Genomic DNA, 14,753 nt, shown 5'->3' on the forward strand with positions numbered 1-14,753 from the left:
CCGGGCCCGCTTCATCTTGCCGGAAATACGCCCGGGGGGTGAATTCGGCGCAGCCGAAGAGGGGGGCGGGAAGCCCCCCTTGCGACGCCTACTGCCGCCGCATCCGCTCCAGCAGCGCGAGCGAGACATACCCATCGGGCGCCATGCCATTCGCCGCCTGCCAGTCGCGCACGGCTGACAGCGTGCCGGAGCCGACGCGCCCGTCAATCTCGCCGCTATAATGGCCGGAGCGGGACAGTACGCGCTGCAACTCTTCGCGTTCACCGGCGGTCAGCGGCCTGTCGTCGCGGGGCCAGTTGCCCACGAATGTCCCGCCGCCGCGCAGCCGGTCGGCGAGATGGGCGATGGCGATCGCATAGGCGTCGGCGTTGTTGTAGCGCTTGATCACCCGGAAGTTGCTGAAGGTCAGCAACGCAGGCCCGTTTGCGCCCGCAGGGAACATCAGCGTCGCTTCGCCCGAGGCGGGCATCCGGTTGCCCGGCTGGGCCTGAAGCCCCGCCGCAGCCCATTCCTGCACCGTCCGCCGTTGCCCCGCCTGTTGCGTGTCAAAGCCACGCGGCAGCCGCACCTCGACCAGCGCGGGCTGGCCGCGTGTCCAGCCGAAGCGCGAAAGATAGGCGGCGGCGGAGGCCAGCGCGTCTGTCGGGTCATCGGCCCAGATATCGCGCCGCCCGTCACCGTTGAAATCGACGGCATATTCCAGATAGCTTGTCGGGATGAACTGGGTATGCCCCATCGCCCCCGCCCAGCTTCCCACCATGCCCGCCGGTGCCACATCGCCCGCTTGCAGGATGCGCAGCGCGGCCACCAGTTGCTGCTCAAAGAACGCCGTGCGCCGCCCCTCATAGCTGAGCGTTGCGAGGCTTTCGATGATCGGCGTGGTGCCGCGCAGCTGCCCGTAAGAGCTTTCCAGCCCCCAGATGGCCACCACCACCTCACGCTCGACATTATAGCGCGCCTCGATCGCGGCCAGCGTGCTGGCGTGGTCGCGCAGCATTGCCCGCCCGTTTTCTATCCGCGTGTCAGAGACCGCGCTGTCAAGATAAGCCCAGATGGGGCGGGTGAATTCAGGCTGATGGGCATCACGCCGCAGCGAATCCTCGTTATAGCCGATCCCGCTGAAAGCGCGGTCAAAGGTGCGGGCCTCGATGCCCTGCGTCAATGCGCGGGCGCGGAAGCCGTCAATCCAACGGTCAAAGGCCGCAGGGCGCGGGGTGGTCGTGGCGAGGCGTGTTGCCTCCACCCCGCTGCCGGAACGGTTGGCGAATGCGCTGCCGCAACCGGCAAGCGAAATCATAACAAGGCCGAGGGTCGCGGCGCGTATAAACATGGGTCACCTGCTCGTTGGTCTTTTTGTTTGGGCCATTCTAGCGCAAACCGGAGCGTTGAAAAAGCAAAACGCGATCAGGCGAGCGGAACAACGCAATCACAGATGCGCAGCCGCACCTTGGTGCCGATGGTATGTTCGGCGCCGGGGCCGGAAATGACGATCATGCAGCGATCACCCTCCTGCACCCAGTAAATCTGATCATGGCCGCGAAACTCGCGCCCGGTGATCACGGCGGGGCCTGCCACGTCCGGTTCCAGCATGATCTGTTCAGGCCGAACAGCCAGATTGACCGCGCCATTGGCCGCGCGTGACAGGGGCAGGTTGCCGAAAGCTGTCTGCGCGTTCATCCCGTCGGCATTGCCGCTCAGAATGTTCGAGCGGCCGATGAAATTGGCGACAAAGGCGGTTGTCGGGTTGCGGTAGATTTCATCCGGTGTGCCGATCTGCACCACGCGGCCCTTGTCCATCACCGCGATGCGGTCGGCCATGGCCAGCGCCTCTTCCTGATCATGGGTGACCAGAATGCCCGCCGCGCCCGTGGATTTCAGCAGTTTGCGGACCTCCTGGCGGGTTTCCACGCGCATCTTGGCGTCAAGGTTTGAGAACGGCTCATCCAGCAGGATCAGTTTTGGCGCCACCGCAAGGCTGCGCGCCAGCGCCACGCGCTGCTGTTGCCCGCCCGAAAGCTGGTGCGGCTTGCGGCTGGCAAGATCATCCAGCCCCACCAGTTTCAGCATCTCGTGGGCCCGGGCATCAGCCTGCGCCCGTGACATCCCGCGCAGGCCGAATTTCACGTTTTCCAGCACATTGAGATGCGGGAACAGCGCGTAATCCTGAAACACGAAGCCGATGCCGCGCTGTTCCGGCGGCAGATGGGTGATATCGCGCCCCGCCAGCGTGATGGAGCCTTCATCGGGCGGCTCAAACCCGCCGATCATGCGCAATGTGGTGGTCTTGCCGCAGCCTGAGGGGCCCAGCAGCGCCATCAGCTCCCCCTCACCCAGCGAGAGGCTGACACGTTCAACCGCTGCAGCTTCGGCATGGGGGAAGTGCTTGCGCAGGCGATTGACCTCCAGCACCGGACGGGCCGGTTTCTGGCGAAAGCCCAGTGGCGAGGCCTCGGCCGGCATCTTGAAGGTCAGGGTCTTGGGCAGGTCGTTCATCGCTCATCTCCGGCTTTACGGTCATGGCGCAAAACGAAGCCCACGAAAAGGGCGGAAAAGACGATGATCGCGGCGGCATAGGGCGCCGCTTCCAGCAACATGCCCTCGGATGTGCGGGTGAACATGGTGATGGAAAGCGGGCGGAAGCCAGTGGGCGCAAGCAGGAAGGCGATGGGCAATTCCTTCATGGCAACGACGAAGACGAGCACCATCCCCGCCACAAGGCCGGGTCGGATGGTCGGCAATGTCACCCGCCAGAAGACCGAGGCCGGGCCATGCCCCAGCGCGCGCGCCGATTCCTCGACCGAGGGGCGCGCCTGATACAGCGCCGAGCGGATGGGGCCAAGTGCCAGCGCAAGGAAGCTGAGGGCATAGACCGTCACCAGCAACAGATGAGTCTGATAGAGCCAGCGCGCGCCGTTCAGGGCAAAGAACACGAAGGCCAGCGCGAAAGCCAGCGCCGGGACAGCATAGCCGACAAAGGCCAGCCGGTTGATGAAGGTGGACATGGGCGAGGGGTAGCGCACCGCCAGCACCGCCACCGGCAGCGCCATGGCCGCCGCCGCCAAGGCGGATGGCACGGCCACCGAAAGGGACTGGCTGAAGGCGCGCAACAGGTCTGGCAGCGCCGCGCTTAACAGCCCCGCGCTGTCGATCGAGCGGGTCATCCAGAAGGTCAGCACCGAAAGCGGCAGGCCCAGCGAGCCCAGCACCACCACCACCACAAAGGCCCAGCCCGCCACATGGCCCCAGGGCGACAGTTGCGTGCGCCGGGGCCGGGCGCCGGTGCCTGAGCCGGTGCGCGCGTAATGCGCCCCTTCGCGCAGGCGGCTTTCCAGCCAGACGACCGACAGCGCGACCGAGATCAGGATCAGCGCCAGCCATGCGGCATAAACCCGGTCAAAGGCCGCGGAATACTGGATATAGATGGCGTAGCTGAACACCTCATAGCGCATCAATGCCACCGCGCCGAAATCGCCGATCACATAGAGGCCCACCACCAGCCAGCCCGCCATCAGGGCGGGCAGAAGATGGGGCAGGGTGACGCGGAAAAAGACCTCGCGCGGGGTGGCACCAAGGGCGCGCGCGGCCTCTTCAAGGCTTTGGTCAAGCCCCGCAAAGGCGGCGCGCAGGTTCAGGTATAGGTATGAGAAGGTGTAAAGCGACAGCGCCAGCGTGGCCCCCCACCAGCCCTGCGGCATGGGGATACGGTAGCCGAACACCTGATTGAGAAAGCCGTAATGCCCGCCCAGCCCGATCAGCGCATAGGCCATCACATAGCCCGGCACCGCCAGCGGCATCACCGCCAGAACATTGACCACCCGCCGCCCCTTCAGGTCGGTGCGGCTGACCAGCCATGCCAGTGGCAGCGCAATCACCGTGCAGGCCAGCAGAACGCCCGCCACCAGCGCGGCCGTGTTGACCATCATCTGCAAGGTGCGCGGGCGTAGCAGCAGGCCCTGAACGGTCGCCATGTCAGCTTCGGCGGCGCGCATCACCAGATAGGCGAGCGGCAAAAGCATCAGGCCCCCGATCAGCAGACCGAGGGCCGAAAAGACCATCTGGGCCGCCGGGATGCGGCGGCCCTTTCTGATGGTGAGTGCTGTCAAATGAGGCCTGCCTCGCGCAGCATCTCAAGCGTGCCTTCCAGATCGCCGATGGTGTTCAGGTCCACCGCAGGGGCGGCGGCGATCACGTCGTCGATGTTGATGTCCTGACGCGAGACGATGATCCCCGGAACAACCGGGAACTCGGCCACTTCGCCGGTGAAATACTGCTGCGCGGCGGGGCTCAGCAGGAAGCTGACAAAGGCCTGCGCTTCGTCGGTCTGGTCCGAGGTGCCCAGAACGCCGATGCCTGCGACCAGCAGCAGGTTGCCGATATCACCCTGCGTGGCGAACAGTTGCTGGTTCACCGGGAACTCGGCATCGCGGGCAAGCTGGCGCGGCAGGTAGTAGTTGTTGACCACGCCGATATCGGCCTCGCCATCGGCAATCGCCTGCAGAATGGCGGTGTTGTTGCGCACGATCACCGGGTTATTGGCCTTGAAGCCTTCCAGCCATTCCGCGGTCGCCTCATCGCCCAGCGTCACGCGCATGGCGGCGACATGGGCCACGAACGAGCCGTTGGTGGGGGCCAGCGCGACGCGGCCATCCCATTCCGGGGCGGTCAGCTCAGCCATGGTGGCGGGCAGCTCTTCGGCGGTCACACGCTCGGTCGAATAGGCCAGCACGCGGCCCCGGCCCGAGGTGGCAACCCAGCGGTTCTCAGCGTCGCGGTAAGCGGCGGGCACTGCGCCCACCAGCTCTTCGGGCAGGGCGGCGAAGCTGCCTGCAACGGCTCCCAGCGCGGCAGCATCCTGCGCCCAGAACAGATCGGCGGGTGAGGCGTCGCCCTCTTCCTGAAGCAGGATCGCCAGTTCGGCGGTGCCAGCATAGCGCACGTCAACATTGATGCCGGTCTCGGCGGTGAAGGCCGCGATGATGGGGGCGACAAGCGCCTCGCCACGGCCGGAATAAAGCGTGATGTCGGCCAGCGCGGGCAGCGGGGCGGCAAGCGCGACGGTGGCGATCAGGGCGTTCCGAAGGGTTTTCATGGCGGTCCTCTATCTGCGTTGGTCAAATGACATCTCAGGAACAGCCTTTCGGTAACGCGCCCCGGCGCCTGCCTCTGCGGAAATTCCGCGCAATTCCTACTAATGCAGTCGGTTATTCTCACGCGGTGCATTTGTCAATTATTTCTCGCGCAGGCCGCCGGGCGGGGAGTTGCAAATCCTGACCATCCGGTCAGGGCCGGGGATTGCCAGACACCCCCCGCCCGGCGCATACTTGCGCAGAATTTCAGCACGGAAACCCCATGTCCCACGTCCGCAACCCCGGAATGCCGCTTGCCACCGACTGGTTTGACGCGGTGCAGATCAACCGGCCTGCGACCGAGCGCCGCGCCGCCACGCTGACCACGCGGCGCAGTGTCAAGAACGCGCATCAGGCAGCATGGCTGGTGAATGCCATCCGCTGCATGGACCTGACGACGCTTGCGGGCGATGACACGCCTGACCGTGTGGCGCGTCTGTGCGCCAAGGCCCGCCGCCCGCTGGCTGATTCGATCGTGGCCGGGCTTGGGCTGGCCGCCATGCCGGTCGTGGGCGCGGTCTGCGTTTATCCCACGATGGTGGCGCCAGCGGTGCGGGCGCTGTCGAACACGGGCATCCCGGTGGCCTCGGTCGCCACCGGCTTTCCCGCCGGGCTGATGCCGCTGGATCTGCGGCTGGCCGAGATCCGCTATGCCGTCGATCAGGGCGCCTCCGAGATCGACATCGTGATCACCCGCGCGCATGTGCTGGGCGGCAACTGGGCCGCGCTTTATGACGAGATCGCCGCGATGCGCGAGGCCTGTGGCGCGGCGCATATGAAGGCCATTCTGGGTACCGGCGATCTGGTGACGCTGGGCAATGTCTATGCGGCCTCGATGGTGGCCATGCAGGCCGGGGCCGATTTCATCAAGACATCCACGGGCAAAGAGGCGGTCAATGCCACCCTGCCCGTAAGCCTGATCATGGTGCGGGCCCTGCGCGATTATGGCGCGCGGACCGGGGTGAAGATCGGCTTCAAACCCGCAGGCGGCATGAAAACCGCCAAGGACGCCATCGCCTGGCAGATCCTGATGCGCGAAGAGATGGGGCGCGACTGGTTGGAGCCTGATCTGTTCCGCCTCGGTGCGTCCTCCATGCTGGGGGATATCGAGCGCCAGCTGGAGCATTTCGTCACCGGCCGCTATGCCGCCGCGCATCGCCACGCCCTTGCCTGAGGTCATCATGCCCACCGTCACAGAGGCTCTGCTTGCCATGGATTACGGCCCCGCCCCCGAATCGCCCGCCATCGCGCTGGACTGGCTGAAGCGCGGGCCGTTCGGGCATTTCATCAACGGGAAGTTCACCCGGCCCGGCGCAGTGTTCGACACAGTGAACCCCGCCACCGGCGCCGCTCTCGCGCAGGTCACGCAGGGCACTGGGGCCGACATCGCCGCCGCCGTGAAAGCCGCACGCAAGGCCCAGCCCGGCTGGGCGAAGCTGCCGGGGCATGAGCGGGCGCGCTATCTCTATGCGCTGGCCCGCCTGTTGCAAAAGCGCGAGCGGCTGTTTGCCGTTCTGGAGGTTCTGGACAACGGCAAACCGATCCGCGAGGCGCGCGATATCGATGTGCCGCTGGCGGTGCGGCATTTCTACCACCACGCGGGCTGGGCGGAACTGGTGGCGGATGAATTTCCGGGCATGGCGCCGCATGGCGTCTGCGGGCAGATCATCCCGTGGAACTTCCCGCTTCTGATGCTGGCGTGGAAACTCGCGCCCGCACTGGCGGCGGGCAATACCGTGGTGCTGAAACCCGCCGAATACACGCCCCTGACGGCGCTTCTGTTCGCCGAGTTATGTATCGAGGCCGGGTTGCCCAGGGGCGTGGTGAATATCGTCACCGGCGATGGTGAGACGGGCGCGGCGCTGGTCGCAGCCGAGGTGGACAAGATCGCCTTCACCGGCTCCACCGAGGTGGGCCGGATGATCAGGCAAGTGACAGCGGGCACCGGCAAGGCGCTGACGCTGGAGCTGGGCGGAAAGTCGCCGTTCATCGTGCTGGCCGGGGCTGATCTGGATGCCGCCGTCGAGGGGGTGGTGGATGCGATCTGGTTCAATCAGGGCGAGGTCTGCTGCGCGGGGTCGCGGATACTGGTGCAGGAATCGGTGGCTTCGGTGTTCACTGACAGGCTGAAGGCGCGCATGGCCCGGCTGAGGCTGGGCGATCCGCTGGACAAATCAACCGATATCGGCGCGGTGGTGCATCCGGTGCAACTGGAGCGCATTCAGTCAATCGTTGCGCAAGCGGTCGAACAGGGGGCCGAACTGCACCAGCCCGGCAGCTTTGATGGCTGCTTCTGCCCGCCCGCGCTGCTGACCGGGCTGGGCGCGGCGAATGTGGCCATGCAGGAGGAAATCTTTGGCCCGGTTGCCGCCCTGATGACCTTCCGCACCCCGGCGGAAGCGGTGGAACTGGCCAACAACACCCGCTACGGGCTGGCCGCCAGCATCTGGAGCGAGAACATCACCGTGGCGCTGGATATTGCGGCGCAAGTCAAGGCCGGGGTGGTCTGGATCAACGGCACCAACCTGTTCGACGCCAACGCGCCCTTTGGCGGCATGCGCGAATCGGGCTTTGGCCGCGAGGGCGCGCGCGAGGGAATGCTGGCCTATCTGCGCGACCCCGCACCGGGCGGGAAGGCGCGCGCGACACTGCCCGCGCCGGTTGCCCTGCCGGGCGAAGGGGGCGGGGCGGGGATCGACCGCACGCACAAGCTTTACATCGGTGGCGCGCAGAAGCGGCCCGATGGCGGCTACAGCTACAGCGCGCAGGGCAGCCAGATTCCGCTGGGCGGGCGCAAGGACATCCGCAACGCTGTCGAGGCCGCGCACAAGGCCGCTGGCTGGGGCAAAGCCACGGGGCACAACCGCGCGCAGGTGCTCTATTTCCTTGCCGAGAACATGGCGGCGCGGCAAGCCGACCTCGCCGCGCTCAGCTCGAAAGCCGAGGCCGAGGGGGCGGTGGCGCGCGCCTTCTACTGGGCGGCATGGGCGGATAAATATGACGGCAAGGTGCATGCGACGCAAAGCGCGCATCTGACGCTGGCACTCAAGGAGCCGTTCGGCGTCATGGGCCTGATCTGCCCCGAGGAAGCGCCGCTGCTAGGCTTTATCTCCACCCTGCTGCCGGCGATTGCCATGGGCAACCGGGTGGTCGCGGTGCCGTCACAGGGCGCGCCGCGCGCGGCGCTGGAGATGGTTCAGGTTCTGGATACCTCGGACATACCGGGCGGTGTGGTGAACATCGTCACCGGCCCGCGCCACGATCTGGCGCGCACGATGGCGCAGCATGACGACGTGGCCGCGCTCTGGGTTTTTGCCGATGCCGAGACCTGCGCCATGACCGGGCGCGAATCGGCCGGAAACCTCAAACCTGTCTGGGCTGAAAACAGCGCGCGCAACTGGGCGGGCACCGAGGGGCAGGCGCGCGATTTTCTGCGCCGGGCGGTGCAGGTGAAAACCGTCTGGGTGCCTTACGGCGCCTGACCGGATTGCCTGCTGCGCAGAAGCCTTTTTGTTCAGAAAGGGGGGCGCTGCCCCCGCCCGTCCATCTGCGATGGCCGGACTCCCCCGGGATATTTCCGAACAGGTGAAATGCAAAACGCCTCGCCCCCTTTCATCTGTTCAATAAATATCCTGGGGGTGAATGGGCCGCAGGCCCAGAGGGGGCAAAGCCCCCTGACTGTTCTGGCCGTTTCCTGCCGGGATAACCGGGTGGCATTGCCTGAAGCGCTTGCAGCGCATAGATAGGCGCCAGAGCGGAGGCCCGAATGACCAAGCCCAGACCTGTAGTGCTGTGCATTCTTGATGGATGGGGCATCAGCCCTCAGACCGAGGGGAATGCCGTCGCCCTGGCGAAGACCCCCAATTTTGACGCGATCATGGCCGCTTGTCCGCATGCCACGCTGATTACCCATGGCCGCGATGTGGGTCTGCCCAGCGGTCAGATGGGCAATTCCGAGGTTGGCCACACCAATATCGGTGCGGGGCGGGTTGTCGCCATGGATCTGGGCCAGATTGATCTGGCCATCGAGGATGGCTCGTTCGCCCGCAACCCCGGCCTGTGCGAGTTCATCGACCGGATGCACGACAGCGGCGGCACGGCGCATCTGATGGCTGTCGTCTCGGACGGCGGGGTGCATGGCCATGTTGCGCATCTGAAGGCTGCCGTTTCGGCGCTGGTGGCGGAGGGGGTGCCGGTTGTCATTCATGCCCTGACCGACGGGCGCGATGTAGCGCCGGTTTCGGCGCAGGGTTTCATTGCCGATCTGGACGCCTGGCTGCCGGAGGGTGCCCGCATTGCCACGGTGACGGGCCGTTACTGGGCGATGGACCGCGACTCGCGCTGGGAGCGGGTGGAGCGTGCCTATTGCGCCATGGTCCGTGCTCAGGGTGAAGCGGCGCCCGATGCCGTCAGCGCCGTGACGCGTGCCCTGGCGCGGGGTGAGACGGATGAGTTTATCGCACCCACGGTGATCGGTGATTATGACGGGGCGCGGGGTGGTGACGGTTTCTTCTGCCTCAACTTCCGCGCTGACCGCGCGCGCGAGATCATGGCGGCGATCGGTGCGCCCTCGTTCCATGGTTTTGAAGCGGGCCGCCGGGTGGACTGGGCGATCCTGCTGGGGATGGTGGAGTATTCCGAGGCGCATAATGCCTTCATGCACACCGCCTTTCCCAAGCGGGTGATCCATAACACGCTGGGTTCCTGGGTGGCGCAGCATGGTCTGCGCCAGTTCCGTCTGGCCGAGACCGAGAAATACCCGCATGTCACCTTTTTCCTGAACGGCGGGCGCGAGGCGCCGGAAACCGGGGAAGATCGGCAGATGCCGCCCAGCCCCAAGGTAGCGACCTATGATCTGGTGCCCGAGATGGCCTCGGCGCAGGTGACTGACCGGCTGATCGAGGCGATCGGCGCGGGCTATGACCTGATCGTGGTGAATTATGCCAACCCGGACATGGTGGGCCATACCGGCGATCTGGCGGCGGCGATTGCGGCTGTCGAATCGGTGGATGCCGGGCTGGGGCGTGTAATGGCGGCATTGAAGGCGGCGGGCGGGGCCATGTTGCTGACCGCTGATCACGGCAATTGCGAGCAGATGACCGACCCGGTCACCGGCGGCCCGCATACCGCGCATACCACCAATCCGGTGCCGGTGGCGCTGATCGGCGGGCCGGAGGGGGCGCGGTTGACGGATGGACGACTGGCCGATGTCGCTCCCACCCTGCTGGCGCTTCTGGGCCTTGAGCAGCCGCCTGAGATGACGGGCCGCAACCTGATCGAGGTATGATGCAGGCGCGTCGGGTTCTGGGGGCGTTGCTGGCGCTGGGTCTTTGTGCCCAGCCCGCGCTTGCCGCTGACCCGGCCGATACCGCCCGCGCCGCGGCGCTGGCGCTTGTCGGTGCGATTGACGATCTGGTGGAGGCGCGGGGTGCGCGCGATCAGGTTTCCGCGCTGACCCAGACCATTCAGGCGCATGAGGCCGGGCTTTCCGCGCTGCGCGCCGGTCTGCGCGATGCGGCGCTGCGCGAAGCCACCATCCGGCGGCGGTTTGATCAGCAGAGCGAGGATGTCTCGCGTCTGCTGGCCGCGATGATGGTGGCGGGCCGGATGGAGGGACCGGCGCTGTTGCTGCACCCGGAGGGGCCGCTGGCCACGGCGCGCGCGGGCATGATGCTGGCCGATCTGGCCCCCGCCATGCAGGCCGAGGCTGACCGCATCGGCGCCATGCTGCGCGAGATGCAGGTGTTGCGTCATCTGCGCGAAACGGCGGCGGACACGCTGTCGCTGGGTCTGCGCAGCCTTCAGGAGGCGCGCACCGATCTGAGCCAGGCCATGGCGGACCGGCGCGAACTGCCACCTCGCATGGCCGAAAGCGAGGAGGCGATGCTGGCGCTTCTGGCCTCGGCGCAGACGCTGGAGGCGCTGGCCACCGGGCTGGCCGCCGCGCCCGCCGGGCTTGACGAGCCGCTGCCGGATTTTACCGAGGCGCTGGGCCGGTTGCCGCTGCCGGTGCAGGGCGCCGTTCTGCGCCGACCGGGCGAGGCCGATGCGGCAGGCGTGGTGCGCCCCGGTCTGGTGCTGGCCACCGAGCCCGGCGCACTGGTCACCGCACCCTGGGCCGGGACCATCCGCTATCGTGGTCCGCTGATGGACTACGGAAATGTGATCTTGCTTGAGCCCGGTGAGGGCTATCTGGTGGTGCTGGCTGGCCTTGATCTGGTGTATCCCAGAGTTGGCGATGTGGTGTCGCAGGGCGCGCCGATGGGGCTGATGCCCGGGGCAACGCCAACCGGCACCGAATTTCTTGCCGCTGCATCGGTAGCGGGGCGTAGTGAAACCCTGTATCTGGAGATCAGGGATGACGGGCAGGCCATTGACCCGGAAGTCTGGTTCGACTTGACTGGTCAGGCACAATAGAGCGGTCGAAGGTTCCGGGGGCGGAGTCTGGTTCGGGCGCGTTGAAACGGGATTGGATGATGAAAAAGTACCTTCTGGCGGCATTTGCGGGCATTCTGGGCGGTGTGTTGATCACCACGCAGGTGGCCGCACCCCTGATTGCGCAGGAACAGACCCGCACCCAGTCGGTCTATCAGCAGCTTGATCTGTTCGGCGACGTGTTCGAGCGCATCCGCGCCCAATATGTCAATGAGGTGGATACCGGCGCGCTGGTTCAGGCCGCGATCAATGGCATGCTCTCGTCGCTTGATCCGCATTCAAGCTATCTTGCGCCCGATGACTACGAAGACATGCGCGTTCAGACGCGCGGCGCCTTCGGCGGCCTCGGGATCGAGATTTCGCAGCAGGACGGCATGGTGCAGGTCATTGCGCCCATTGATGACACGCCCGCCTATCATGCGGGTGTGCAGGCGGGCGATCTGATCACCCATGTCGATGGCGAATCGCTGATGGGTCTGACCCTGCCGCAGGCGGTGGATCTGATGCGCGGCCCGGTCGGTTCCGAGATCATTATCACTATTATCCGCGATGGGGTGAATGAGCCGTTCGAGCTGTCGATCATCCGCGATACCATCCGCATTCAGGCGGTGCGCGTCAGGACCGAGGGGAACATCGTTGTTCTGCGGCTGACCACCTTCAATGAGCAGACCTATGACAACCTGCAATCCGGCCTGCATGAGGCCATCGAGGATCTGGGTGGCGTGGACAACCTGCGCGGCGTGGTGCTGGACATGCGCAACAACCCCGGCGGCTTGCTGATGCAGGCGATCCGGGTGTCGGATGCCTTTCTGGATCAGGGCGAGATCGTCTCTACCCGCGGTCGCGCTGACACGCCGGGCGAGCGCCACAATGCCACGCCGGGCGACCTGATCGAGGGGCGGCCGATGGTGGTGCTGATCAACGGCGGCTCTGCCTCGGCCTCGGAAATCGTGGCGGGGGCCTTGCAGGATCATCAACGCGCGGTGGTCGTGGGCACGCGCAGCTTTGGCAAGGGTTCGGTCCAGTCGCTGATCCCGCTGCGCGGCGATGGCGCCATGCGGCTGACGACCTCGCTTTATTACACCCCTTCGGGCCGGTCGATTCAGGCGCTGGGTGTCTCCCCCGATATCGTGGTTCAGCAACCCCGCCGTGATGACTCCGCAACCGAGGAAAGCCCGGCCCGCCCGCCGCGCACCGAATCCAGCTTGCGCGGCGCGCTGGGGCAGGAGACCATCTCGGACGATGAGCGGCGCATGATGGAAGAAGAAGAGCGCGCGGCGCAGGAGGTGGCGCAGCTGCGCACTGAGGATTACCAGCTTGCCTATGCGCTGGATATCCTGCGCGGCCTCTCGGTGATGAACGGTCGCTGATGTCACCCGAAGAGATTGCGGCGCTTCCCTACCGGCCCTGCGTGGGCGTGATGCTGATCAACCGCGAAGGACTGATCTTTGCGGGCCAGCGGATCGACACGCAGGCGCCCGCTTGGCAGATGCCGCAGGGCGGGATAGACAAGGGCGAGGCGCCGCGCGATGCGGCGCTGCGAGAGCTGGGCGAAGAGATCGGGGTGACCCCCGATCTGGTCGAGGTCATTGCCGAGACCCCTGCGCCGCTGGCCTATGACCTGCCGCATGAACTGGTGCCGAACATCTGGAAGGGCCGCTATCGCGGGCAGGAGCAGCGCTGGTATCTGATGCGGTATCTGGGCCGCGATGATCAGATCAACATTGCCCTTCCGCACCCCGAATTCTCACGCTGGCGCTGGATCGGTGCCGATGAGATGCTGGAGGCGATTGTTCCCTTCAAGCGTGAGATCTATGCGCAGGTGATCACTGCCTTCCGCACGCACCTCGCCTGAGATAATCGACAGCCGCCCGCACTGGACCTTGCCGGAATTTTCGGCAATGGTTGCTCAATATTTCACATGTTGAAGAATAATAGCGGACGGAAACAGATGAAGATCGGGATCGGCTTTCTGGTGCTTGGCTATGTGCTGAGCCAGTTTTACCGCGCATTTCTGGCGGTTCTCACGCCGGTTCTGGGGGTTGAGCTCGGTGCCGGGGCCGATGCGCTGGCGGTGTCCTCGGGCCTTTGGTTTCTGTCCTTCGCGCTGATGCAACTGCCCGTCGGCTGGGCGCTGGATACACTGGGCCCGCGCCGCACGTCGGCCTGGCTGATGGGCGTGGCCGGGGGCGCGGGCGCGGTGATCTTTGCGCTGGCGCAGGTTCCGTGGCACCTGCATGTCGCCATGGTGCTGATCGGCGCCGGCTGTGCGCCGGTTCTGATGGGGGCCTATTACATCTTTGGCCGCATCTATTCGGCGCGGGTGTTCGCCACGCTCGCCGGGGCGATCATCGGCGTGGGCACGCTGGGCAATATCGCGGGGGCATGGCCGCTGGCATGGGCGGCGGAAACCTTTGGCTGGCGGCAGACGGTGATGGCGCTGGCCGTGCTGACCATCCTGACCGGGCTTGCCATGTGGCGCTTTGTGCAGGACCCGCCTGTCGTCACGCGCGGGGCGGGTGAAAGCAAGGGTTCGCTGCTGGATGTGCTGCGCATTCCGGCGATCTGGCTGATCCTGCCGCTTCTGTTTGTCAATTACGCGCCTGCGGCCGGTCTGCGGGGCCTTTGGGTGGGGCCGTATTACGCCGATGTCTATGGCGCGGATGCCATCGCCATTGGGCAGGTGACGCTGATCATGGCCTTTGCCATGGTGATCGGCGCGGTGGGCTATGGCCCGCTGGACCGCATCTTCGGCACCCGCAAGGGCGTTGTGCTGGTGGGCAACACGCTGGCAGGCCTCTGTCTGGTGACATTGTGGTGGATGCCTGCGGCGGGTTTCTGGCCCTCGGCGCTGCTGTTCTCGGCGGTGGGGATTCTGGGCCTGTCCTTTCCGCTGATCATGGCGCATGGCCGCAGTTTTGTTCCGCCGCATCTGCTGGGCCGGGGGGTGACGCTGCTGAACATGTTCTCGATCGGCGGCGTGGGGGTATTGCAGGTGGTGTCCCGGCGTGTCTATGAGGCCGCCCCGGCCACACCCACCGAGGCCCCCTATGCGATGATCTTCCTGTTCTTCGGGCTTACGGTGCTGGCGGGCTGCGCGGTCTATGCCTTCTCGCAGGATCGTACGGACTGAAGCATACCTGCTACCCTGCTGCGCCGGGGGCCTTTAACAGTGCCGCCGCATGGTGTATG

At 65.9% G+C, this 14,753-nt stretch carries 11 protein-coding genes; 7 read left to right on the forward strand and 4 right to left on the reverse strand.

The genetic code is table 11. The features are described 5' to 3' along the window. Positions 1-88: 88 nt before the first annotated feature. The 4 genes from V7Q53_RS08755 to V7Q53_RS08770 all read right to left on the reverse strand — a co-directional run bounded on the left by V7Q53_RS08755 (position 89) and on the right by V7Q53_RS08770 (position 5,089). Positions 89-1,330, reverse strand: coding sequence for a lytic murein transglycosylase (locus V7Q53_RS08755; protein WP_333828156.1), 1,242 nt, complete (start codon positions 1,328-1,330; stop codon positions 89-91). Positions 1,331-1,404: 74 nt separating this feature from the next. Further along, the gene (locus V7Q53_RS08760) at positions 1,405-2,493 is read right to left on the reverse strand and encodes an ABC transporter ATP-binding protein (protein ID WP_333828157.1); all 1,089 of its coding nucleotides are present in this window, start codon (positions 2,491-2,493) and stop codon (positions 1,405-1,407) included. Next, positions 2,490-4,103: an ABC transporter permease gene (locus V7Q53_RS08765; protein ID WP_333828158.1), complete on the reverse strand. Its 1,614-nt coding sequence runs from the start codon at positions 4,101-4,103 to the stop codon at positions 2,490-2,492. The genes V7Q53_RS08760 and V7Q53_RS08765 overlap by 4 nt, the downstream gene beginning before the upstream one ends. Beyond that, entirely contained in the window at positions 4,100-5,089 is a 990-nt protein-coding gene (locus V7Q53_RS08770) for an extracellular solute-binding protein (RefSeq protein ID WP_333828159.1), read from the reverse strand. The genes V7Q53_RS08765 and V7Q53_RS08770 overlap by 4 nt, the downstream gene beginning before the upstream one ends. A 260-nt stretch (positions 5,090-5,349) precedes the next feature. Between V7Q53_RS08770 and deoC the strand changes: the two genes are divergently transcribed. From deoC to V7Q53_RS08805, 7 genes are all read left to right on the forward strand, one after another. Next, positions 5,350-6,300: a deoxyribose-phosphate aldolase gene (gene deoC, locus V7Q53_RS08775; protein ID WP_333828160.1), complete on the forward strand. Its 951-nt coding sequence runs from the start codon at positions 5,350-5,352 to the stop codon at positions 6,298-6,300. A gap of 7 nt (positions 6,301-6,307) precedes the next feature. After that, on the forward strand, positions 6,308-8,608 hold the full coding sequence (locus tag V7Q53_RS08780; protein ID WP_333828161.1) for an aldehyde dehydrogenase family protein: 2,301 nt from the start codon (positions 6,308-6,310) through the stop codon (positions 8,606-8,608). 284 nt (positions 8,609-8,892) lie between these two features. Next, positions 8,893-10,413: a 2,3-bisphosphoglycerate-independent phosphoglycerate mutase gene (gpmI, locus tag V7Q53_RS08785; protein ID WP_333828162.1), complete on the forward strand. Its 1,521-nt coding sequence runs from the start codon at positions 8,893-8,895 to the stop codon at positions 10,411-10,413. Further along, the gene (locus tag V7Q53_RS08790) at positions 10,410-11,543 is read left to right on the forward strand and encodes a murein hydrolase activator EnvC family protein (RefSeq protein WP_333828163.1); all 1,134 of its coding nucleotides are present in this window, start codon (positions 10,410-10,412) and stop codon (positions 11,541-11,543) included. Before gpmI ends, V7Q53_RS08790 begins: the two co-directional genes overlap by 4 nt. Before the next feature lie 59 nt (positions 11,544-11,602). Then, on the forward strand, positions 11,603-12,931 hold the full coding sequence (locus tag V7Q53_RS08795) for a S41 family peptidase (protein WP_333828164.1): 1,329 nt from the start codon (positions 11,603-11,605) through the stop codon (positions 12,929-12,931). Beyond that, the gene (locus V7Q53_RS08800; protein ID WP_333828165.1) at positions 12,931-13,416 is read left to right on the forward strand and encodes an RNA pyrophosphohydrolase; all 486 of its coding nucleotides are present in this window, start codon (positions 12,931-12,933) and stop codon (positions 13,414-13,416) included. The genes V7Q53_RS08795 and V7Q53_RS08800 overlap by 1 nt, the downstream gene beginning before the upstream one ends. 96 nt (positions 13,417-13,512) lie before the next feature. Further along, positions 13,513-14,694: an MFS transporter gene (locus V7Q53_RS08805; protein ID WP_333828166.1), complete on the forward strand. Its 1,182-nt coding sequence runs from the start codon at positions 13,513-13,515 to the stop codon at positions 14,692-14,694. Positions 14,695-14,753 lie beyond the last annotated feature (59 nt).

This window comes from Pararhodobacter sp. (assembly GCF_036802785.1).
Taxonomy (GTDB): Bacteria; Pseudomonadota; Alphaproteobacteria; order Rhodobacterales; family Rhodobacteraceae; genus Pararhodobacter.